Below are 23,113 nucleotides of genomic sequence, written 5' to 3' on the forward strand. Positions count from 1 at the left end.
ACGACTTACTCTAAAAGTATAAAAGCTTTGTATCACAATAATAAATAAAGGCCTAATATGCCAATACCTGAAGAATATATTGATAACACCATCACTCAAGCTCATGTGCTAGCGCAATTAGAGCAAGATGTTGGCTCACTTACTTTAGTTAGGCTGGTAAACTTATTTATTAATGAATTAGAAGAAATGCGAGTTCGTCTTAAAAATGCAATTGATGAGCAAGATGAAGATAATATTAAAGATATAATGCACGTACTTAAAAATTCTGCGGCGCTATATGGCGCATTAACTTTGGCAGCCCTTGCCAGTCAATTACATGATTACCCCCCCGTTACCATTGATGAAAATATTCACGCTGCTCAGATCGTTCAACATAATCTAGAAAAAACCCACGCTGCATACCAAGTTATTGCTAATAATATTACTTAAAAGGCTCTGCCATGAACGATTCTCAAAAAAAATCACTGGTTTACATAGTAGAAGACAGCATTGCAAGCGGGGCTCTTTATGCGAGTCAATTAGAGCAAGCAGGGCACGAATGTAAACACTTTACCGATGGCTACTCTGCCTTGGTAGGTATAAAAGAGATGATGCCTGATGTCATTGTCCAAGATGTTTGTTTACCCGATATTAGTGGCTTAGAAGTGCTGCAGTTTGTTAAAAAGCAAGAAAAGCCCGCTAACGTAGTCATGATCACCTCAAATAGCTCTATTGATGTTGCAGTAGAGGCAATGCGTTTAGGTGGTTTTGATTTTTTAGAAAAACCGTTTTCAGGCCAGCGCTTAGTGAGCGCCGTAGATAGCGCGCTTTCGCAAAAAGCACCTCCTGCAGTTAAAATTCAAGAACAAAAAGCGCAAAACACTTCCGGGTTTATTGGTGAATCGTTAGCAATGCAAACGGTGTTTAGGCTTTTAGATAGTGCAGCGCGAAGTAAAGCATGTGTTTTTATTACAGGTGAGAGTGGCACAGGTAAAGAGGTGTGCGCGCAAACTTTGCACGACACTAGCCCACGAAGTGAAGGGCCATTTATTGCAATTAACTGTGCTGCTATTCCAGGAGAGTTATTTGAGTCAGAGTTTTTTGGCCATGTAAAAGGGGCCTTTAGCGGAGCGCTAAGTGACAGGAAAGGGGCTGTAGAAGTTGCAAACGGTGGTACTTTATTTTTAGATGAACTGTGTGAAATGGAGCTCAACCTACAAGCTAAGTTATTGCGTTTTTTACAAACGGGTGCGTTTAATCGGGTAGGTAGTAGCGAGGTTTTACACAGTAATGTAAGGCTAGTGTGTGCAACAAATAGAAGCCCTGTAGTTGAAGTTGCCGAAGGGCGTTTTAGAGAAGATTTATACTATAGGCTTAATGTTATTCCTGTAAAGTTACCTCCGCTACGCGAGCGAGCTGGCGATATAATGTTGCTTGCAAAGCATATTTTAAAGCAAAAAAGTGAAAGTAACGCTAAGTTATTCCATCGCTTTTCAAAAGAAGTTGAAAACCTTTTTTGCAACTACGATTGGCCCGGTAATATCCGTGAGCTGCAAAATGTTATCGAAAATATCGTTGTTATCAACGAGGGTGACGTAGTTGAGTTAGATATGTTGCCAAGCTCATTTGGTGTTAATTCTGCTATTCCAATCAAAAACAGCAGCTCGTCTCAATCTGCAGAGCAAATACAAACTAACTCGCTTATGGGCGTACACGACATAGAGCCCCTGTGGCAGGTTGAAAAAAGGGCAATAGAGTCGGCAATAGCCGTATGCGATGATAACATTCCACTTGCTGCGGCCTATTTAGGCGTAAGCGCCTCGACTATTTACAGAAAAATAAAAGGCTGGAGTTAGCTTTACGCTTCTTACTCACATCTTCTTGGTGTTTATACTGTGCTAATGCTACTTAAAAAGAGCAAGATGCCTGTTTTATCTAACATTTTATTATTCTGCTTACAGCTTATAATTCTCCTAATCACATTAAACAAGGCTACTTAATAAAAGCGAGTCGCCTGCCATTTCGTTCTCAGTTACATTTTCATGGTTGAAATAAACAAAGATACCCTAAGCTCTATTACTACACCCTAAGTTTAATAGTAAAAGGAGATCACAATGAGTAACGTTAATTTACAGCCAGCGAGTGTAATGCAGCCTTTAGTGGTAAGCGATTTAGATAACAATGACGTGAATTTAGTTGACCGCGTAAGCGACAAACCTTGGAAAATGATAGTGGTGTACAGAGGCCAGCACTGCCCTAAATGTACCGAGCAACTCAACGAGCTTGCAACAATGCATGACGATTTTGCCAGCGCAGGTGTAGAAGTTGTAGCAGTAAGTGGCGATAGCGAAGAGCAGCTTAAAAAGCATCTTGAAAAAATAGACGTAAATTTCCCTCTTTATTACAATTTAACCATTGAGCAAATGGCTGATTTAGGCTTATACATTAGTGAACCGCGCAGTGATGCTGAAACAGATCACCCTTTTGCTGAGCCTTGTATTATTGTTTTAAACGAAGATAACCAAGTACAGATGCTTGATAAATCAAATAGTCCATTTGTTCGCCCAAGCCTTAAGCAGGTGCTAGGCGGTATTAAATTTTCACGCGAAAACGACTACCCAATTCGCGGTACTTTTATTAAGTAACGTGTATTGAGTAATTTGATGAATATACGAAGAGGGCACTTTTTTGTGCCCTTTTTTATTTTTTTTCACTTTTTTTAATTTAATTACTTGAAAACTATTTTACTGCCCATAAATAGTTTAGTGAGGACGCCTGATGGGTCCCAAAAAATACAGAAGTTATTGAAATTTATATTATTAATTTAATTGTGTTGTACTTGTTCAAACGAAAAGTAACAACATTATATCGCTTGAATATGAGGATATTATTATGCGTACAGTAGACTTATCACCACTTTATCGTTCATTCATCGGCTTTGATCATTTAGCATCTTTAATGGATGCGGCAGCTCGTACAGACAAGCAGCCTAGCTTTCCTCCTTACAATATCGAAGCACTAGATAAAGACAAATACAGAATCACTATGGCCGTTGCTGGTTTTAGTGAAAATGAACTGACCATTGAGTCAGAGAACAACACTTTAAAAGTTGCAGGCACTAAACCAAACAAAGATGAAAATGAAGAGCGCAAGTTTATTCATCAAGGTATTGCGGAACGTAACTTTGAGCGTAAGTTTCAACTTGGGGATCATGTAAAAGTACTCGGTGCCGATTTAGCCAACGGTCTGCTTAGCATTGACCTGGAGCGCGAAATCCCAGAAGCACTTAAACCTCGTAAAATTGAAATTGGCGGTGGAAACCTAATCGAAGGTAAATAATCGCTAATAAACATTTTCCCTGATTGTAGCCGCCTCAACTGAGGCGGCTTTTTCGTTTTTATAACTCGTTTATATGCGTTAAATAATAATTTGCTTGGGCTAAGGTCTGCTGTTGAAGTTGGGGTGTTTGTTTATCCCAGTTTCTATAAACCATGCCAATGCGTGGGTTTTTTTCAAGTAATGCGCGGTGTTTATCCATAAATTGCCAATATAAGCTGTTGTAAGGACACGCCTTCTCACCTACTTTTTGCTTAACATCATAATGACAGTTTTTACAGTAATCGCTCATTTTATTGATGTAATTACCACTGGCTGCATAGGGTTTAGTGGCGATAATAGCATCATCTGCAAATTGGCTCATGCCACGGGTGTTAGGCATTTCAACCCATTCAATGGCATCAATATAAACCCCTAAATACCATTGGTCGACTTCATTAGGGTCGATGCCTGTTAATAAGCAAAAATTACCAATGATCATTAATCGTTGAATATGATGAGCGTATGCGGTGTCTAAGCTCTGCGTTAATGCATGGCTTAAACAGTTCATTTTTACATTACCCTGCCAAAAGTACCCCGGTAACGACTGGTTGGCCTGTAATTGGTTTTTTTGTGCATAGTCGGGCATGTTTGCCCAATATATACAGCGAACATATTCACGCCAACCTAGAATTTGCCTAACAAAGCCCTCTACTTGAGAAATCGAAATTGTGTCGGGGTGAGCATTAAATTCGTCAATTACACGCCTAATAACGTACAGCGGGTGGATTAACTTGGCGTTTAAAGCAAATGATAAGCGGCTATGGTACAAGCTGGCGTTATTTTTAACTTGGTCGGTCATTGCATCTTGAAACTGGCCGAAATTTTTTAGCAGGTGGGTACAAAAATACTCTAAACACGTTTTGGCTTGTTTGCGAGTGAGCGGCCATGGCAGCTGCTGAGGATTTATTTCACCAAAGTAATTTACGTTATGTTTTTTAAGTCTGCGAATGATAGAGCTTACATCGTTATTAAATAATTTTGGCGGGGGAATAGCGTTTAAATCTGCTTTTTTAAATTTATTTCTGTTATTACTATCAAAGTTCCATTGACCTCCTTGCGGGCTACTCCCATCCATAAGAATAGTGTATTGCTTGCGCATAGCACGATAAAAGTGCTCCATAGTCACATGTTTGTTTTTTTCAAACCGATCGTTAATACGCTCAAATGGCAGCATAAAATGCTCGGTGTCATAGGCTTTAACAAGAAGATCAGACTCTTTTTTAAATTTACTTAACTGTGCTTTGAGGCGAAATTCATCAGGGTATTGATAATGTATTTCACTGCAACGATACTGTTTGGCTATGCGCGTGAGTAAATCAGGCAAGGTTTTGTCTTGGTGGGTATCATCTAGGGTAAGGTGCAGTGTGCTGTAATCCGCGCTTTGTAAAGCTGTAGCAAAACGCTCCATCGCATAAAAAAAAGCACATAACTTTTGCACATGGTGCTTAACGTAATTGGTTTCTTGTTTTAACTCGGCAATTAAATAAAGCGTATCAGGCTCTTTTTCTTTAAACCACGAATGCGAGGCATTGAGTTGATCACCTAAAATTAGGCGCAACACTTTATAATGAGCCATAAACCACCTAAATTTAGTTGTACGTAGAAAGCGACAACGTGGATCTAGGTAGTTTGCTCATACGTGCATAAAAGCTAAAGCTTGTATTACTTAAAGCTTACTTGTGCGAAGTTGAGTGATTTTTTGCTCAAGCGAAATAACATTTGTTTTGTTAAACAAAGTTGTATTAGCAAAACTTTCAAAATAACGAAGCGCTTTTTGCCAAGCAAATTGTGTTTGTGCGGTGAATAAACGCCCTAAGTGCTCGTTTAAGGTATCGTAAAAGGCATCGCACAGTAGCGATATTTCTTTTGGCGTAACGCCCATCTTTTTTAAGTATTGCAAGTGAAAGGTTAAAAATGGGGCAACAGAAGATGGGTTATCTAAATGCCTAACTATACGTTCTAAAACACAATATAAAATATAACTTTTTTCGTTAAAATAAGCGGCACTTGGATACTGCATTGTTATATTTAACTCTTCAAGCTTTGCATGAAAGCGCGCGGTAAACGCATGAAAGTTTGGCTTAACTATATGCAAACTTTTAATTAACTGTGGCTGATAAGTATTCATTAGCAATCTCATTAAATTTTGTAATTTTTATTTTTATCCACATCGGTGAGCTTTTAGTATAGTGCGTTGCTCAAATATCGCACGTAATCTAAACGTAAAAAGCACAAAATTGTATCAGTTTTATGAATTTTAGATATTTTATTTATGAATATACGGCTTTTTACGTACATATTAGTGACGTTACGATTACCATTTTAACGTCTGCATAATCATAGTACATACTGGTGAAGCTTAAAATGGGGGTTCACCGATTTTATCAAACTTATTAGTTATTATGGTTGCTAATTACCCCGTATATCCTTATAATAGCCGCCATTGTTTAGCGGTTTATTAACCACTAACAGCGATATTGAATTTTAGGTTTAATATCTATTGGCGCGGGATGGAGCAGCCTGGTAGCTCGTCGGGCTCATAACCCGAAGGTCGTCGGTTCAAATCCGGCTCCCGCAACCAATTTTTATAGTAGGTATATCCTTACTAATTCTATATCGCGCATTCTAAGTAATGCGCGTTTTGCGTTTAAGCTAATGTAGTTTAATTTGGTCAGTGTAATGACCCGCAGCCAAGCTTGGCCTGAGGCCACACAGTTTTATGCTTTATTGGTGTGACGCCCCGCTTGGTTCGGGGCGTTGTTGTATCTGCACCATTGATTTATGGCCTTGTCATTAAATCAAAACTTAAACTCAGTATTTTAGGGCTATAAGCCCTTTTTTTGTTTGTATGGAGGATTTTCGTGACAAAACTTGAGCAAGATTTATTAACCATGCTTACGCCTGCAGTAGAAATGTTAGGCTTTGAATTACATGGTCTTGAGTTTGTACAAGCAGGCCGCCATTCTACCTTAAGGGTTTATATTGACCATGAGGATGGAATATCTGTTGATAATTGTGCGGATGCGAGTCGCCAAATTAGTGCGATTTTAGACGTCGAAGACCCAATTACAAACGAATATGATTTGGAAGTATCGTCTCCTGGTGTTGATCGTCCATTATTCAAACAAGATCACTACGAGAAGGCGCAAGGAGAGGAAGTACGCGTGCGTACTAAGCTTCCACAAGACGGTCGCCGTAATTTTAAAGGCGACTTAGTAGCAGTTAGCAGTGATATGATCACACTTAAAAGCGATGGCGAAGAGCACTTAATCATGCTTAGCAATATCGAACGTGCGAACATCATCGCAAAGTTTTAATTCGAGTGCGAAGGAATAGGGCAAGCGAGGCATTACCCATGGCAAAAGAGATATTATTGGTTGCTGAAGCCGTTTCCAATGAGAAAGCGGTTCCAAAAGAAAAGATTTTTGAAGCGTTAGAGTTCGCTCTAGCAACAGCGACAAAGAAAAAACACGATGGCGAAATTGAAGTACGTGTATCAATCGACCGTAAAACCGGTGATTACGACACGTTCCGTCGTTGGCAGATTGCAGAAGTTCAAGAAGATGGTTCTTTAGAAAACCCTTACAGCGAAATCACATTAGAAGCAGCTCAAGTTGAAGAACCTGACTTGCAACTGGGTGATTATGTTGAAGAACAGATTGAATCTATCAAATTCGACCGCATAACTACACAAATGGCAAAGCAAGTTATTGTACAAAAAGTACGTGAAGCTGAGCGCGCTTTAGTTGTAGAAGCTTATAAAGACCAAGAAGGCGAGCTAGTAACAGGTGTCGTTAAAAAAGCAACACGTGATGCAATCGTACTTGATTTAGGTAACAACGCAGAAGCGGTTATTTACCGTGACGATATGCTGCCACGTGAAAACTTCCGCCCAGGAGATCGTATCCGTGGTCTTCTTTACGAAGTTAAACCTGAAGCACGCGGCGCACAGTTATTTGTAACGCGTTCAAAACCAGAAATGCTGATGGAATTATTCCGCATTGAGGTGCCAGAGATTGGCGAAGAAATGATTGAGCTTCGTGCTGCAGCACGCGATCCGGGTTCACGCGCTAAAATCGCCGTTAAATCTAACGACAAGCGTATTGACCCAGTAGGTGCGTGTGTTGGTATGCGTGGTGCACGTGTTCAAGCTGTATCATCAGAACTTGGTGGCGAGCGTGTTGATATCGTACTTTACGATGACAACCCAGCGCAGTTTGTTATTAACGCAATGGCACCGGCTGAAGTAGCTTCAATCGTAATGGATGAAGACACTCATTCAATGGATATCGCTGTAGAAGCTGATAACCTAGCACAAGCAATTGGTCGCAATGGTCAAAATGTTCGTTTAGCAAGCCAATTAACTGGCTGGGAACTAAACGTAATGACTGTTGAAGACATGCGCGCTAAAAACGAAGCAGAGTCAGATAAGTTAATTAACTTATTTACTGAAAACTTAGATATTGATGATGAATTTGCATCATTACTCATCAACGAAGGTTTCTCAACACTTGAAGAAGTAGCGTATGTGCCAGCTTCTGAGTTTTTAGAAATCGACGGACTAGATGAAGAAACGGTTGATTTACTGCGCTCACGTGCAAAAGATGCATTAACCACTAAAGCGCTTAAAACGGAAGAAAGCTTAGAAGGTGTAGAGCCTGCTGAAGACTTACTTGCGCTTGAAGGCTTAGAGCGTCATCTAGCATTTGTTATGGCAAGCAAGGGTGTAATTACACTTGAAGACTTAGCTGAGCAAGGTATTGATGAATTGGTAGATATTACAGAGCTAACACCTGAAAAAGCAGGTGAGCTAATTATGGCTGCACGTAATATTTGTTGGTTCGCAGACGAGTAATTTATTAACGGAGGTATTACACACTATGGCAGAAGTAAATGTTGAAAAACTAGCCGGCGATATAGGTACAACTGTTGATAAATTGCTTCAGCAATTTTCACAAGCGGGTATCACTAAAAAAGCAAGTGATAATGTAACTGAAGCTGAAAAAGCACAGTTACTTGATCACTTAAGCAAATCGCACGGTGGTACTGGTTCAGATGGCCCAGCACGTATGACTTTACAACGTAAGAGCAAAAGCACATTAAGTGTAACGGGCTCTACGGGTAAGGCAAAAGCTGTTCAAGTTGAAGTTCGCAAAACACGTACTTACGTGAAAAAGAGCGCAATGGAGCAAGAGCAAGAACAGCAACGTCTAGCCGCTGAAGAAAAAGCGCGTATCGAAGAGCAGCAAAAAGTTGCACAAGAAGCCGCTGAATTAAAAGCGAAACAAGAGGCAGAACGTAAAGCAAAAGAAGACGCTGATCGTAAAGCCAAAGAAGAAGCTAAACGCAAAGCAGATGCAGAGCGTAAAGCTAAACAACAGCAGATGACCCCAGAGCAAAGTGCTAAGTCTGAGAAAGATCGCATCGAAGCTGAGCGTCTGCAGAAAGAAGCAGAAGAGGCCGCATTGAAGAAAGCTGAAGAAGAAGCGAAACGTCAAGCAGAAGAGGCAAGAAAGCTAGCTGAAGAAAATGAAGCTCGCTGGAAAAAAGAAGAAGAAGAACGTAAGAAACGCGAAGAAACCGCGGATCACCATCTTACGACTTCTACTTATGCACGTGAGGCAGAAGATGTTGCCGATGCACGTGATGAGCAAGGTTCACGCCGCGCGAAGAAAAAGAAAAAAGCCCCAGCAAAAGATAAATTTGCAGGCGCTAAAGGCCGTAAAGGCAAGCTAAAAGCACCTACATCGTTGCAACATGGTTTCCAAAAACCAACTGCCGATGTTAAAAATGAAGTGCGTATTAGCGAAACAATTACAGTAGCTGAGCTTGCATCGCGCATGGCTGTTAAAGGCGCTGAAGTTGTTAAAACAATGATGAAAATGGGTGACATGGTTACCATTAACCAAGTGATTGACCAAGAAACAGCACAACTTGTTGCTGAAGAAATGGGTCACAAAGTTATCATCGTTAAAGAAAACGAATTAGAGCAAACAGTACTAAATGACCGTCATGAAGATGGTAAGTCTGAGCCGCGTGCGCCAGTAGTAACTGTAATGGGTCACGTTGACCATGGTAAAACATCAACGCTTGATTACATTCGTTCAGCTAAAGTTGCATCAGGCGAAGCCGGTGGTATTACACAGCACATTGGTGCATACCACGTTGAAACTAACGGCAACATGATCACTTTCTTAGATACACCAGGTCACGCCGCGTTTACATCAATGCGTGCACGTGGTGCTAAAGCGACAGATATCGTAATCCTAGTGGTTGCAGCAGACGATGGTGTAATGCCACAAACTAAAGAAGCGGTACAGCATGCTCGCGCAGCTGGCGTTCCTTTAATTATTGCTGTAAACAAAATGGATAAAGAAGGCGCAGATCCAGATCGCGTTAAAAACGAGCTAGCTCAGCTAGACGTTATCCCAGAAGATTGGGGCGGCGATACGCAGTACGTTCATATCTCAGCTAAAACAGGCTTAGGTATTGATGACTTACTTGAAGCTGTTCTTATGCAATCTGAGCTTTTAGAGCTTCGTGCTCCATCAGAAGGCATGGCAGCAGGTGTTGTAATTGAATCTCGTCTTGATAAAGGACGTGGTCCGGTTGCTTCTATCTTAGTTCAATCAGGTACCCTTAACCAAGGTGATATCGTACTGTGTGGTCTTGAATACGGCCGTGTTCGTGCAATGAAAGACGAAAACGGTAAAGACATTAAATCAGCGGGTCCTTCTATTCCTGTTGAGATTTTAGGTCTATCTGGTATTCCGGCTGCAGGTGATGAAGCGACTGTTGTTAAAGATGAGCGTAAAGCGCGTGAAGTTGCTTTATACCGTCAAGGTAAATTCCGCGACGTTAAATTGGCTCGTCAGCAAAAAGCGAAGCTTGAAAACATGTTTACTAACATGGCTGAAGGCGATGTATCAGAAGTTAACGTGGTACTTAAAGCAGACGTTCAAGGTTCAATCGAAGCAATTTCAGACTCATTAACTAAGCTTTCTACTGATGAAGTAAAAGTGAAGATTGTTGGTTCTGGCGTAGGTGGTATCACCGAAACTGATGCAACACTTGCTGCTGCATCTAACGCAATCGTAGTTGGCTTCAACGTTCGTGCTGATGCATCTGCACGTAAAGTGATTGATACTGAAAACTTAGACCTTCGCTACTACAGCGTAATCTACGCGCTAATCGAAGAAGTTAAGCAAGCCATGTCTGGTATGCTTGCTCCTGAGTTTAAGCAAGAGATTATTGGTCTTGCTGAAGTGCGTGACGTGTTTAAGTCTCCAAAAATTGGCGCAATTGCTGGTTGTATGGTTACTGAAGGTACTATTAAACGCAGCGCACCAATTCGTGTACTACGTGATAACGTGGTTATTTACGAAGGTGAGCTTGAGTCACTACGTCGCTTTAAAGATGACGTTCAAGATGTTCGTAACGGCATGGAATGTGGTATCGGCGTTAAGAACTACAACGATGTTCGCGTTGGTGACCAAATCGAAGTATTCGAAACAGTTGAAGTACAACGTACACTTTAATTGCTCGTAAACTAAGATTGTAAATGGGGGCTTTGCCCCCATTTCTGTATCCATTATTTAATTAACTTATTATTTTAATTCAGTAAGTTATGATTTTAGGAAAACAATCATGAGAGAATTTTCTCGCACTGATCGTGTTGCTCAGCAAATTCAAAAAGAAATTGCTGTAATTTTACAACGCGAAATTAAAGATCCGCGCTTAGGCATGGTGACAGTGTCTGCGGTAGAAGTATCGCGCGATTTATCTTACGCAAAAGTTTTTATTACGGTGTTTAATACCGAAGATGAAAACAAAGCAAAAGAAAGCGCAAAAATACTTAACGAAGCAACGGGCTATATCCGCTCGTTACTGGGTAAGCGTATCCGTGCTCGTATAATGCCTGAGCTTAAATTTGTAGTAGATAACTCACTAATGGAAGGGATGCGTATCTCTAACTTAGTGGACTCGGTTATTCGCGAAGATAACGCTAAACATGTTGATGATGAAACTGATAGCGAAGAAGGCACTAAAGACTAATGGCAAGACGCAGTAAAGGCCGTCCGATTGATGGTATTTTGTTGTTAAACAAACCTCAAGGCATTTCATCGAACAAAGCCCTACAGCAAGCTAAAGGTATTTATTTTGCCCAAAAAGCTGGCCATACCGGTGCGCTAGACCCACTGGCCACTGGCATGCTGCCTATTTGCTTTGGTGAAGCGACCAAGTTTACCCAATTTTTGCTCGATACAGATAAAACTTATGTGGTAAGAGCAAAGCTAGGTGAGCGCACAACTACCTCTGATTCAGATGGCGAAGTGGTTGAAACCCGTGATGTAAACGTTACCACTGAACAGTTAGCTGCAGAAGTTGAAAAGTTTTTAGGCGAGTCAGATCAGTATCCATCAATGTACTCAGCGCTTAAATATGAAGGTAAGCCTTTATATAAATACGCGCGTGAAGGCATTGAAGTACCGCGTAAATGCCGAAAAATAAACGTGTTTAGCTTAACGCTTGATGAGTTTGATGAAGCAAACAACGAAGTACAAATGACCGCCCATGTATCTAAAGGGACCTACATTCGTACCATTGTTGATGATTTAGGCGAAAACCTAGGCTGTGGCGCACATGTTATTATGCTGCATCGCTCAGCGGTTGGCCATTACCCTAAAGATAAAATGGTATCGCTTGAGCACCTTGAAACCTTATTAGCCAAGGCTAAAGAAGAAGAGGTTGCCCCTTCTACATACCTTGATGAATTACTATTGCCAATGGATAGTGCATTGGTTGATTTACCCGTTGTAGAAATTAGCAAAGAGCAGGGTGTTTCGTTTAGCCATGGCCAAGCAGTCGTACTAGGCACTGATTTACCCGAAGGGGCAATTAAAGTTCTTGCTGATGGTGTGTTTATTGGCACCGGTGAGCGCAACCCTGACGGGCATTTAAAATCAAAGCGTGGCTTGTCTAATCAGCAACCCGAGTAAACTTTAACTTGTAGTTATTCTCATAGTTGGTAGAATACGCCCGCTTAATCGTTTTGGCTGAATTAGTGATCGGCTAAAGCACCTATTAAATTTAACTTTTGGAGTTATTATGTCACTAAGCAATCAAGAAAAAATCGATATCATTGCTAAATTTGCACGTGCTGAAGGCGACACTGGTTCACCTGAAGTACAAGTAGCTCTACTTACTTTTGATATCAACAAGCTTCAAGGTCACTTTGCTGACCACAAGCATGACTTCCACTCACGTCGTGGTCTGCTTCGTAAAGTAAGTACTCGCCGTAAATTGCTTGATTACCTTAAAGGTAAAGATATCTCGCGTTATACTGCGTTAATCCAAGAGCTTGGCCTACGTCGCTAAGAACTTGATTACGAGAAAAGGAGCTTTATAGCTCCTTTTTTTGTGCCTAAATTTAACGCTTCACACTCCATCGTTAACTTAATCTCCCTTTAATATAAATAACACCAACCTTGTGCTAGCACTTAACAATTAAGGGTAGGCAACGCTTGCAACCACTGCGTTAAAATTATCTTTAAGAACAATTTAATAGCGAATTATTCACCTAGCTATCTAAAGGTTTTTCATAGCTAAAAATTACACGCTTAATTAAACGCCTTTCTATAAAACAATTAAAAAATAATGTGGCAAAAGCGATTACGTTTTATCTTTGGGTAGGCTCGCAATTTTACGTCGCTTTGGTATATACTATGCGCGTAGATAAATAGGTTATCTACAGTCATTAAAAATTTTGCCAATTGTAGTACTTAATTGATTTCCAACTGAATACAATTATGTACTGTAATTGGCCCTTTTAATGACACTTATTAATGAAATATAAAAACATTTAAGGAATATTTTAAGTGCAAGCAATTATTAAAGAATTTCAACTAGGTCAACACACAGTTACCCTAGAAACAGGTGCAATCGCACGTCAAGCAGACGGCGCAGTATTAGCAAGCATCGGCGACACGTCAGTATTAGTTACTGTAGTTGGTAAGCGTGAAGCTCAACCTGGTCAAGACTTTTTCCCACTAACAGTTAACTACCAAGAGCGTATGTACGCTGCTGGTCGTATCCCGGGTGGTTTCTTAAAGCGTGAAGGTCGTCCTAACGATGGCGAAACACTTATTGCACGTCTTATTGACCGTCCAATTCGTCCACTTTTCCCAAATGGTTTCGTAAACGAAGTACAAGTTATTGCAACTGTTGTTTCTGTAAACCCTGAAATCCAACCAGATATGGTTGCGATGATTGGTACATCAGCAGCACTTGCTATCTCAGGCATCCCATTTAGCGGCCCAATTGGTGCGTCACGCGTTGGTTACATCAACGGTGAGTACGTACTTAACCCAACACTAAAAGAGCTTGAAGAAAGCCAACTTGATTTAGTAGTTGCAGGTACTGATAACGCAGTACTAATGGTTGAATCAGAAGCTGACGTACTAGCTGAAGACGTAATGCTAGGTGCGGTTGTATACGGCCATGAGCAATCTCAAGCTATTATCAACGCAATTAACGAATTTAAAGCAGAAGCGGGCAAGCCTGCATGGGATTGGTCTGCACCTGAGAAAAACGTATCGCTTGAAGAAAAAGTAGCTGAACTTGCTGCTGATAAAGTAGGTGAAGCTTACCGTATTACCGATAAAGTAGCGCGTAAAGAAGCATTAACTGCAGCAAAAGACGCTGTAATTGAAGCGCTTACAAGCGAGCTTGCTGAAGATGAAACACTTGATAAGCAAGAAGTAGGTAAAGTATTTGGTTCTTTAGAGAAGAAAATTGTACGTGGCCGCATCACTGCTGGTGAAAAACGTATCGATGGTCGCGAACCAGACATGATCCGTGCATTAGACGTAATGACAGGTGTATTACCACGTACTCACGGTTCTGCAATCTTTACTCGTGGTGAAACTCAAGCATTAGTTACAGCGACACTTGGTACAGAACGTGATTCACAGTTAATCGATGATTTAACGGGCACACACAAAAACCACTTTATGCTTAACTATAACTTCCCTCCATTCTGTGTAGGTGAAACTGGTTTTGTTGGTTCTCCTAAGCGTCGTGAAATCGGCCATGGTAACCTTGCTAAGCGTGGTATTTCAGCTGTAATGCCTACTCTGACTGAGTTCCCTTACTCAATCCGTGTAGTATCTGAAATTACTGAATCAAACGGTTCTTCTTCAATGGCGTCTGTTTGTGGTACTTCTCTAGCACTTATGAACGCGGGTGTACCAATTAAAGCATCTGTTGCTGGTATTGCGATGGGTCTAGTTAAAGAAGACGATAAATTCGTAGTTCTTTCTGACATTTTAGGTGATGAAGATCACTTAGGTGACATGGACTTTAAAGTTGCCGGTACTGCTGCAGGTATTACTGCACTTCAAATGGATATCAAAATCGAAGGTATCACACAAGAAATCATGCAAATTGCGCTTAAACAAGCAAAAGCTGCACGTTTACACATTTTAGGTGTGATGGATGAAGCGATTTCTGCTCCTTCTGAAGAATTATCAATGTTTGCTCCTCGCATCTACACTATGCAAATTCCTGCTAAGAAGATTGCTGAAGTAATTGGTAAAGGTGGCGCTACAATCCGTCAACTTACTGAAGAGACAGGTACAACAATTGAAATTGAAGACGACGGTACAATTAAGATTGCTGCAACAGACGGTGAAAGCGCGCAAAACGCAATTACCCGTATTGAGCAATTAACAGCAGAACTAGAAGTAGGTACTATCTACACTGGTAAAGTTGTACGTATTGTTGACTTTGGTGCGTTTGTAAACATTCTTCCTGGTAAAGATGGCCTAGTGCATATTTCTCAAATCAGCACAGAGCGTGTTAACAACGTAACAGACCACTTAAGTGAAGGTCAAGAAGTTAAAGTTAAAGTACTAGAAGTAGACCGCCAAGGCCGTGTACGTCTAAGCATTAAAGAAGCAATGGAATCAGCAGCACCTGCAGCTGATGAGTCGAAAGACGCATAATTGCTAAACTTTAACCCGTTAATATACGCGGGATAATAAAAAAGGGGCTGTTTAGCCCCTTTTTTTATGCTTTAATGAAACCTTATTAGACAAGGTCTGTCTTATTTTTATTGCGATATATCTTGGTATTAAGGATTTTAATGATACTCAAACATTTAGCTTTGGCATCTTTTGCTATTTTGTCTTTAAGCGCTTGCCAAACCACGACTGAATCAAAACCTACGCCGATTGTTAATGTGCCTTTTACTGCACCCCTTGCATCTGACTTTAGAAGTGAAATTGCGATTGCACGTTACTCTGAGCTATTAAATAGAGCCGATTTAAGTACCGAGCAACAAGCTAAGCTTTATTATGACCGTGGTGTATTATTTGATAGCTTAGGAATGACCACGTTATCGCGCATTGATTTTAACCGCGCTATAAAATTAAAGCCTGATTTAGCTGAGGTGTATAACTTTTTAGGTATTCAGCATACTTTAATGCAGCAATACGAAAAAGCGTATGAGTTTTTTGACTCAGCCCTTGAGCTTAATGAAGAGCATGAATACGCTTATTTAAACCGTGGCATCGCACTGTATTATGGTGAAAGAGCAAACCTGGCGCAAAGTGACTTTGATGAGTTTTTAGCGCGTTCACCCAACGATCCTTATCGTGTGTTATGGCTTTACCTTGCACAGTCGCAAGAGGATAAACAACAAGCATTAGCGGCTCTTAAAACAAATGCTGCAGCCCTTGATGAATCGCAATGGGCGTATCAGTTAATTTCGCTTTATACCGGCGATATGAGTGAGCATACGTTTTTATCGGGTATTAGCGAGGGCGTTAAGTCAGAGCAAGAATACGCACAGCGCTTGTGCGAGGCGTACTTTTATTTAGCCAAAATGCACCAAGCAGCCGGTGAGCAGTTTTTAGCTGCTGATTACTTTAGGTTGGCATTATCCACTAATGTGCATGAGTTTATTGAATACAAATATGCACGTTTAGAGCTTGAGCTTATGGCTGGTGCAGACGCTAGTTAAATACCTGTGTTATCTGATTGGTTTGCTATTTAGCCTGCTTATTGCAGGCTCTAGCAACCAGTTAAGCTGCATTAGCTTTTGGCATGTACTTCACGCTCAGGCTAATCCGCTGCAAAGTTATTGGCAATTCCCCCGTTACTTTTCAAATAATATTGCACATCTTCCCGAGCTGACCTTAGGCTTTTTAGCGCGTAAAAATATCCCATCAGCCCAGTACAATTATTCTTTGACGCTTATCAATGCAAGCAAAAACGAGCAGGCAAAGTTATTTTGGTTACAAAGTATTGAGCATATTGGGCATAACAAGCGCCAACAACTCGCGCATGCTCTTTTAAAGCAAGAGCGCTGGAATGACCTTCAACTATTGTTAGCTCAAAACTTACTGCCTAAAGGCGCGGCATTTAATCATTTAGCGCTGCACAAAGGGAGTGACTATGAGCAAGTTTCGCCTTCCTTTTTACATCAACTTGGTTTTGCAGCGTTAAATTCACGCCCGCCGATTAACAATAGCTGTAGTTACAATGTGCTGCTATTAGGTGTAAATAGAGAAGCCTTGTTTAAGTTATCAAGTTTTGCCGCGCAGTATAATAAAAAACCTGAGCCGCAAAGCGGGGCGTATTGCTTAAGTAAACCGGTTTACGCTGGGGGCGCAATTGACTGCGCTACCACCTCGGGCATAGCTAATTGCCTATGGCAAAACGCGCACTTAAAAGCGCAGTTTACTAACGGCTATGACTACACTGTAATTATGGGTACGAGCGGCAGCGCCAATGTAACAGGTAAAAAAATGCAGCTAAGTACCCAAGCAAACTATAATGTATTTTTGCATGAGCTAATGCACTTTAGTGGTTTTGAAGATGAATATACGCTGCCTATTTCTAAACAGCGCTGGTTGTGTAAACGCCAAGGATACGTGGCCCCAAATTTATATATTTCGCAAGGTGAGGCTGCGCCAAATGGATGGCACAAAAGCTTAAGTTGCCAGCAAGGCGGCGTGGCATATAAGCCAGCTAAGCAATGGTCAATAATGCAGTATCAACAACTAGGTTTATCAAAGCGGTACAGGGCTTTGTGGGTTGATCAAATCAATGCTACTAAAACCGCTCAGCTTGATTAAATTTAAATCGATTAGGCTTGCTATCTATAGACAAAATGGCCGTTTATAAGTATAACTGTACGTATTAATGTCGTTTAAAAACAGACAGTAAAAGCATCTTTTCGTGATGTATAAAACGTAAGGATAAACTTATGATTATAAAAGGCCCTACATTATGACTTTGCTCTGGATACCTTTGTTATCCTTAATTGGCAGTGTTATTTCTTCATGCACCGGCAAACTATCCCGTACGCAAGCTGCAGCTGTCACTGTACTTGCTCCTTTAGCAGCATTAGGTATTACGCTATACCACACCCCCGCTATTTTAGCAGGTGAAACGATTCGTTATGCTGTAACGTGGATCCCCGCTGCTGGGCTGGACTTATCATTTCGTCTTGATGGCTTGAGCCTACTGTTTATGTTTATGATTTTAGGCATAGGCATACTGGTAATTACCTACGCACGTTATTATCTGAGTAAAAACGACTCCTTAGCTAAGCTGTATAGTTACTTATTGCTGTTTATGACCGCAATGCTGGGCATTGTTATGTCTAACAATGTTATTCAGCTTTGGCTGTTTTGGGAACTGACCAGCATTAGCTCGTTTTTATTAATTAGCTATTGGTGGCATAAAACAGAAGCACGAAAGGGCGCTCGCATGGCGCTAGCTGTTACCGGTGCCGGTGGCTTAGCATTGCTAGCAGGTTTAATGTTAGTGGCCGATATAGTTGGCAGTTACGACCTAGATGTAATTTTAGCTAGCAAGGCAATTGTTCAATCACATGATTTATACGAAACAGCACTGGTATTAGTTTTGCTAGGTGCATTTACTAAATCGGCGCAGTTTCCGTTTCATTTTTGGCTACCTCACGCTATGGCAGCCCCAACCCCTGTTAGCGCGTATTTACACTCTGCGACTATGGTAAAAGCAGGTATATTTTTATTAGCGCGTTTTCACCCAGTACTTTCGGGTACAGATACTTGGTTTTTACTGGTTGGTTTAACCGGTTTAACAACGCTTTTATTTGGCGCTTATATCGCCTTATTTAAACACGATTTAAAAGGCCTGTTAGCGTACTCAACCATTAGCCATTTAGGGTTAATTACCCTGTTATTGGGCCTAGATACTGAGCTCTCTACTGTGGCGGCAATATTCCATATTATTAATCATGCCACGTTTAAAGCCTCGCTATTTATGGCAGCAGGTATAATTGACCATGAAACCGGCACTCGTGATATGCGTAAGCTTAATGGTATGTGGCGGTATTTACCGTATACGGCCACACTTGCCATGGTTGCGGCTGCTTCAATGGCGGGTGTGCCATTGCTTAACGGCTTTTTATCTAAAGAAATGTTTTTTGCCGAAACCTTACATCAGCAAGTGCTTGGCTCTATGTCGTGGTTAATCCCGGTGTTAGCCACTATTGCAGGGGCGTTATCGGTGGCTTATTCGTCGCGTTTTATTCACGATGTATTTTTTAATGGCGAACCAATTGATTTACCACGCCAGCCGCATGAGGCTCCGCGTTACATGCGACTCCCTATTGAAGTATTGGTTGTGCTGTGTGTGCTGGTTGGTTTGTTCCCGCATTTTTCAGTCGATGGCATTTTATCTGCTGCGTCTTTGGCTGTACTTGGTCAAAAGGTACCAGAGTACGAACTGGCTATATGGCATGGTTTTAACTTACCGCTATTAATGAGCGCCATGGCGGTAGTGGGTGGTTTGTTTATTTATATAAATCGTAAATACCTATTTCAATTTCAAGCATCATTACCGCCACTTAATACTAAAAAAACCTTTGAGCTAATTGTGCTTAAAGTTATTAATTGGTGCCAAAGCAGGGTAAACACTATCGAAAACGGCTCATTACAACGCTACATTTTTGTAATGCTGGCGGTGGTATTGTTATGTGCCGGTTGGCCATTATTTGAAATGCAACAATTAGCGGGCAGTATGCCGCGTATTCCGGTTGATGTGCATAACGCAATAGGTGCAGGCCTACTGATTATAGGTGCTTTTGCTACCGTTATTTGGCATCGCTCACGCGTAGTTGCGTTACTAATGATTTCTATTGTAGGACTTATGGTGTCGGTGGCGTTTACGCGTTTTTCTGCGCCCGACTTAGCGCTTACGCAATTAACGGTAGAAGTAGCAACCGTTATTTTATTAATGTTGGCGTTGTTTTTCTTACCACAACATACGCCTAAAGAGTCTAGTTCGTTACGAGTACTCAGAGATTTAGGGATAGCCTCAACATTAGGTGTTGTGGTGGCAAGTATATGTTATGCATTACTTACACGCCCACTCGAATCCATATCAGATTTTTTCATAGCCAATGCCAAAACAGGAGGTGGCGGTACCAATGTAGTAAACGTTATTTTGGTTGATTTTAGGGGCTTTGACACCCTAGGCGAAATAACCGTATTGGGTATTGCAGCGTTGGGTATATTTAAAGTGCTTTCTCGTATTCCATTGTTCATGCCAGCAAGTGATGGTGAAGGGCGCCCATGGGCACGCGAGCGCCACCCTATACTACTTGCCAGTATTTCGCATAGCTTATTACCGCTTGCATTATTAGTATCGGCTTATATTTTCTTACGTGGTCATAACTTACCTGGCGGCGGCTTTATTGCAGGGTTAGTAACATCAATTGCCTTTATATTGCAGTATATGGCTCATGGCTCAGCTTGGATAAGCGAGCGCTTTGCAGTCAACTACCGGAAAATTATTGCATCAGGTATCGGTATTGCCTTGTTTACTGGAGTCGGTAGCTGGTTCTTTGAACGGCCGTTTTTAACTACGTGGTTTGATTATTTCGATATCCCATTTATTGGCAAAACAGAACTTGCAAGCGCAATTGTGTTTGATTTAGGCGTTTATTTAACAGTGGTGGGAGCCACGTTAATGATATTAGCAAGCCTTGGCAACATGACAGCAGATACCCAGAAAAAAGAGGTAAATATTTAATGGAGCTATTGTACGCATCTTGCGTTGGTGTATTAGTTAGTTGTGGTGTGTTTTTACTGCTAAGGGCCCGTACGTTTCCGGTAGTGCTTGGCCTTACTATGATTTCCTATGCCGTTAACTTATTTTTGTTTTCTGCGGGTCGCTTAACCATAAATAAAGCGGTTGTGCTTGGTACAGGGGCTGAATATGCCGACCCTTTACCTCAAGCACTAGTACTTACTGCAATAGTGATAGGGTTTGCAATGACTGCCTTTGTGGTTATTTTGGCTATACGTGGTAGAGCCGATTTAGGGAGCGATCATGTTGATGGGCAAATCATCAAAAGCGCAGCCGATAGCAAGGAGCAAAAATGATTCAACATTTAACCTCTTTGCCTATTTTATTACCTATGTTGGCAGCGGTAATATTACTTTTGCCGCCCTGTGGTAAAAGTTTACGTATTCGCCGTATTGCCTCATCAATTATGGCGGTGATCACATTTATTGTCAGTGCATTGCTGTTAATCCATATATATAACAGTGGTATCAACGTATACGCTATTGGTAATTGGTCTGCTCCTTTTGGCATAGTGCTTGTTGCCGATATGCTTTCTACTTTATTGGTTGCACTTACATCCTTTTTAGGAATGGGAGTCATTTTATATGGCTGTGCCGGCGATGATGCAAAAGGAAACTTTTTTCATCCATTAGTTCATTTTTTAATATTAGGCGTTAATGGGGCATTTTTAACGGGTGACTTATTTAATGTATTTGTATTTTTTGAGGTGTTGTTGATTGCCTCATACTCACTACTTATGCATGCCGGAGATAAACAAAATACCCGTGCAGCGCTCCAATACGTCATATTAAATTTGGTTGGCTCGAGCGTATTTTTAATTGGTTTAGGTATTTTATACGGCGTACTGGGTACATTAAACATCGCTGATATGACGCAAAAAGTAGCCCTGTTAACGGGCGATGATGTCTATTTGGCGAAGGCCGGCGGCTTACTGCTGTTAGTTGTATTTGCTTTAAAAGCCGCATTGCTCCCTTTGCACTTGTGGCTACCTAATACTTATGCCAGTGCAAAGCCTGTGGTTGCGGCTTTATTTGCTATTATGACCAAGGTGGGTGTATACGCCATGCTGCGCGTTTATACCGTTATTTTTGGTGAGCAAGCCGGTGAGCTTGAACATATGGCGCAATCCTGGTTATGGGGCTTAGCCATTGCGACTATAGTGGTTGGTGCAATTGGCGTAATGGCTGCGCAAGATTTACGTAAGTTAACGGCAAATTTAGTTGTTGTATCAGTGGGCACGTTAGTCGCTCTAATTGCACTGCAAAACGTCACTGCAACAGCTGCACTGCTTTATTATTTAGTACACTCCACATTAGTCAGCGCTGCACTATTTTTATTAGCTGATTTAATTGCCACACAAAGGGGCAAAGTAGGGGATAGACTGGTTGCCGGACGAGCCGTAAACCAACCTTACTTATTAGGAGCATGCTTTGTAATTGCTGCATTAACCGTAGTAGGTATGCCGCCGCTATCGGGGTTTGTGGGAAAAGTTTGGATCCTCAAAACAACCTTAAATAGCGAGCAAGCCTTACTATTTTGGCCTGTCTATTTAATTGCTAGTTTTGTTTTATTAGTTGCACTTTCTCGTGCTGGTACAAGTATGTTTTGGGAAAGAAAAGGCAATAAAACAGAAAGCGCCGAGGGCGAAAATGCTCACCCATTACAGGTGATGATAATTGTAGGGCTACTTGCGTGCTCACCTTTGTTAGTTGTTTTTGGCGGACCTATAAGTGAATACATGGTTAGTGCTGCTACGCAATTGCATGACATAAGTGGTGGCATTAATGCAGTTATGAAGGGAGGTGAGTAATGAGGTTACAAGCCCGTTATCGTTGGTTGCCAACGCCGTTTCGTAGTTTGTTTTTATTTTTAATTTGGTTGTTGCTTAATAATAGTGTATCCGCAGGGCATATAGTATTAGCTACGTTTTTTGCGATATTTATTCCGCTATTAAGTGTTTCATTACGTGATCCGCAACCTTTAATACTAAAACCAGGTTTGGCACTAAAACAATTACTCATTGTACTTTACGATATAGTGGTTGCTAATTTACAGGTAGCCTTATTAATCATTGGTCCAGCTAAAAAGTTACGTCCTGCTTTTGTTAAAGTGCCTATAGATTTAATACACGATATGCCCATTACTATTCTTGCCAGTTGTGTATCTCTTACACCTGGTACAGTAAGTGCCGAGGTATATCCTATTCCTGAGTCACTAGACGAAGGCGAAAAGCCTAAACAGCGTTATTTACTTATACATGTGCTTGATTTAAAAGATGAAGAGGCACTTATTAAACAAATTAAACAGCGCTACGAAGCTCCACTAAAGGAGATATTTCAATGTTAGATACTGTATTACTTATTGTATTTGCCATGATTGGTTTATCGTTACTGTTAAACCTATGGCGATTAATTATTGGCCCCTCAGTGCCTGATAGAGTTTTAGCCCTAGATACTATGTACATTAATGTTATCGCGTTAATTATTTTATACAGTATTAGTATGGGCACTGGTTTGTACTTTGAAGCAGCGTTATTAATCGCGATGCTTGGCTTTATAAGTACTGTTGCAGTTTGTAAGTATTTACTACGCGGCGACTTAATTGAATAGGA

General features: G+C 41.0%; 20 protein-coding genes and 1 tRNA gene. 19 read left to right on the forward strand and 2 right to left on the reverse strand.

The features are described from left to right. Positions 1 to 57 precede the first annotated feature (57 nt). The 4 genes from CWC04_RS02770 (at position 58) to CWC04_RS02785 (ending at position 3,318) form a co-directional block, all read left to right on the forward strand. Positions 58 to 429 (forward strand): Hpt domain-containing protein, encoded by a 372-nt coding sequence (locus CWC04_RS02770; protein WP_024033793.1) that lies wholly within the window; start codon positions 58 to 60, stop codon positions 427 to 429. Positions 430 to 440: 11 nt separating this feature from the next. Beyond that, positions 441 to 1,835, forward strand: coding sequence for a sigma-54-dependent transcriptional regulator (locus CWC04_RS02775; protein WP_054982202.1), 1,395 nt, complete (start codon positions 441 to 443; stop codon positions 1,833 to 1,835). A gap of 258 nt (positions 1,836 to 2,093) precedes the next feature. Beyond that, a complete protein-coding gene (locus CWC04_RS02780) occupies positions 2,094 to 2,624 on the forward strand; it encodes a peroxiredoxin-like family protein (RefSeq protein WP_138684542.1) in 531 nt (176 codons plus the stop codon). Between the two features lie 247 nt (positions 2,625 to 2,871). Then, on the forward strand, positions 2,872 to 3,318 hold the full coding sequence (locus tag CWC04_RS02785; RefSeq protein ID WP_004585880.1) for an Hsp20 family protein: 447 nt from the start codon (positions 2,872 to 2,874) through the stop codon (positions 3,316 to 3,318). Positions 3,319 to 3,376: 58 nt separating this feature from the next. Here CWC04_RS02785 and CWC04_RS02790 read toward each other — a convergent pair whose 3' ends face one another. Both CWC04_RS02790 and CWC04_RS02795 read right to left on the reverse strand, forming a co-directional pair. Beyond that, entirely contained in the window at positions 3,377 to 4,933 is a 1,557-nt protein-coding gene (locus tag CWC04_RS02790) for a cryptochrome/photolyase family protein (protein WP_138684543.1), read from the reverse strand. A gap of 90 nt (positions 4,934 to 5,023) precedes the next feature. Next, positions 5,024 to 5,485, reverse strand: a complete 462-nt coding sequence (locus CWC04_RS02795) for a globin (protein WP_138684544.1) — start codon at positions 5,483 to 5,485, stop codon at positions 5,024 to 5,026. A gap of 376 nt (positions 5,486 to 5,861) precedes the next feature. Here CWC04_RS02795 and CWC04_RS02800 point away from each other — a divergent pair. From CWC04_RS02800 to CWC04_RS02870, 15 genes are all read left to right on the forward strand, one after another. Beyond that, positions 5,862 to 5,938: transfer RNA gene (locus CWC04_RS02800), tRNA-Met, on the forward strand. 280 nt (positions 5,939 to 6,218) lie between these two features. Then, complete coding sequence (gene rimP / locus CWC04_RS02805; protein WP_004585883.1) at positions 6,219 to 6,674, forward strand: ribosome maturation factor RimP; 456 nt, start codon at positions 6,219 to 6,221, stop codon at positions 6,672 to 6,674. Between the two features lie 38 nt (positions 6,675 to 6,712). Further along, the gene (nusA, locus tag CWC04_RS02810) at positions 6,713 to 8,212 is read left to right on the forward strand and encodes a transcription termination factor NusA (RefSeq protein ID WP_004585884.1); all 1,500 of its coding nucleotides are present in this window, start codon (positions 6,713 to 6,715) and stop codon (positions 8,210 to 8,212) included. Positions 8,213 to 8,237: 25 nt separating this feature from the next. After that, positions 8,238 to 10,895, forward strand: a complete 2,658-nt coding sequence (gene infB / locus CWC04_RS02815) for a translation initiation factor IF-2 (protein ID WP_138684545.1) — start codon at positions 8,238 to 8,240, stop codon at positions 10,893 to 10,895. Positions 10,896 to 11,004: 109 nt separating this feature from the next. Then, positions 11,005 to 11,412 (forward strand): 30S ribosome-binding factor RbfA, encoded by a 408-nt coding sequence (rbfA, locus tag CWC04_RS02820; RefSeq protein WP_004585886.1) that lies wholly within the window; start codon positions 11,005 to 11,007, stop codon positions 11,410 to 11,412. Beyond that, positions 11,412 to 12,356 (forward strand): tRNA pseudouridine(55) synthase TruB, encoded by a 945-nt coding sequence (gene truB / locus CWC04_RS02825; RefSeq protein WP_138684546.1) that lies wholly within the window; start codon positions 11,412 to 11,414, stop codon positions 12,354 to 12,356. Before rbfA ends, truB begins: the two co-directional genes overlap by 1 nt. 109 nt (positions 12,357 to 12,465) lie before the next feature. Next, positions 12,466 to 12,735 (forward strand): 30S ribosomal protein S15, encoded by a 270-nt coding sequence (gene rpsO, locus CWC04_RS02830; RefSeq protein ID WP_004585888.1) that lies wholly within the window; start codon positions 12,466 to 12,468, stop codon positions 12,733 to 12,735. Between the two features lie 500 nt (positions 12,736 to 13,235). Continuing rightward, entirely contained in the window at positions 13,236 to 15,362 is a 2,127-nt protein-coding gene (gene pnp / locus CWC04_RS02835; protein WP_138684547.1) for a polyribonucleotide nucleotidyltransferase, read from the forward strand. A gap of 140 nt (positions 15,363 to 15,502) precedes the next feature. Then, entirely contained in the window at positions 15,503 to 16,381 is an 879-nt protein-coding gene (gene nlpI, locus CWC04_RS02840; RefSeq protein WP_029773956.1) for a lipoprotein NlpI, read from the forward strand. Next, positions 16,365 to 17,498 carry a hypothetical protein gene (locus CWC04_RS02845; RefSeq protein WP_138684548.1) on the forward strand — a complete coding sequence of 378 codons (1,134 nt, stop codon included), beginning with the start codon at positions 16,365 to 16,367 and terminating at the stop codon, positions 17,496 to 17,498. Before nlpI ends, CWC04_RS02845 begins: the two co-directional genes overlap by 17 nt. A gap of 154 nt (positions 17,499 to 17,652) precedes the next feature. Continuing rightward, positions 17,653 to 20,445, forward strand: a complete 2,793-nt coding sequence (locus tag CWC04_RS02850) for a monovalent cation/H+ antiporter subunit A (protein ID WP_138684549.1) — start codon at positions 17,653 to 17,655, stop codon at positions 20,443 to 20,445. Next, entirely contained in the window at positions 20,445 to 20,798 is a 354-nt protein-coding gene (locus CWC04_RS02855; RefSeq protein ID WP_004585893.1) for a Na+/H+ antiporter subunit C, read from the forward strand. Before CWC04_RS02850 ends, CWC04_RS02855 begins: the two co-directional genes overlap by 1 nt. Then, the gene (locus CWC04_RS02860) at positions 20,795 to 22,312 is read left to right on the forward strand and encodes a monovalent cation/H+ antiporter subunit D (RefSeq protein WP_138684550.1); all 1,518 of its coding nucleotides are present in this window, start codon (positions 20,795 to 20,797) and stop codon (positions 22,310 to 22,312) included. The genes CWC04_RS02855 and CWC04_RS02860 overlap by 4 nt, the downstream gene beginning before the upstream one ends. Next, positions 22,312 to 22,848, forward strand: coding sequence for a Na+/H+ antiporter subunit E (locus CWC04_RS02865; protein WP_029772199.1), 537 nt, complete (start codon positions 22,312 to 22,314; stop codon positions 22,846 to 22,848). The genes CWC04_RS02860 and CWC04_RS02865 overlap by 1 nt, the downstream gene beginning before the upstream one ends. Further along, entirely contained in the window at positions 22,842 to 23,111 is a 270-nt protein-coding gene (locus tag CWC04_RS02870) for a K+/H+ antiporter subunit F (RefSeq protein ID WP_004585896.1), read from the forward strand. The genes CWC04_RS02865 and CWC04_RS02870 overlap by 7 nt, the downstream gene beginning before the upstream one ends. Positions 23,112 to 23,113: the final 2 nt, after the last annotated feature.

This window comes from Pseudoalteromonas sp. S2893 (assembly GCF_005887105.1).
GTDB classification, from domain to species: Bacteria; Pseudomonadota; Gammaproteobacteria; order Enterobacterales; family Alteromonadaceae; genus Pseudoalteromonas; species Pseudoalteromonas atlantica.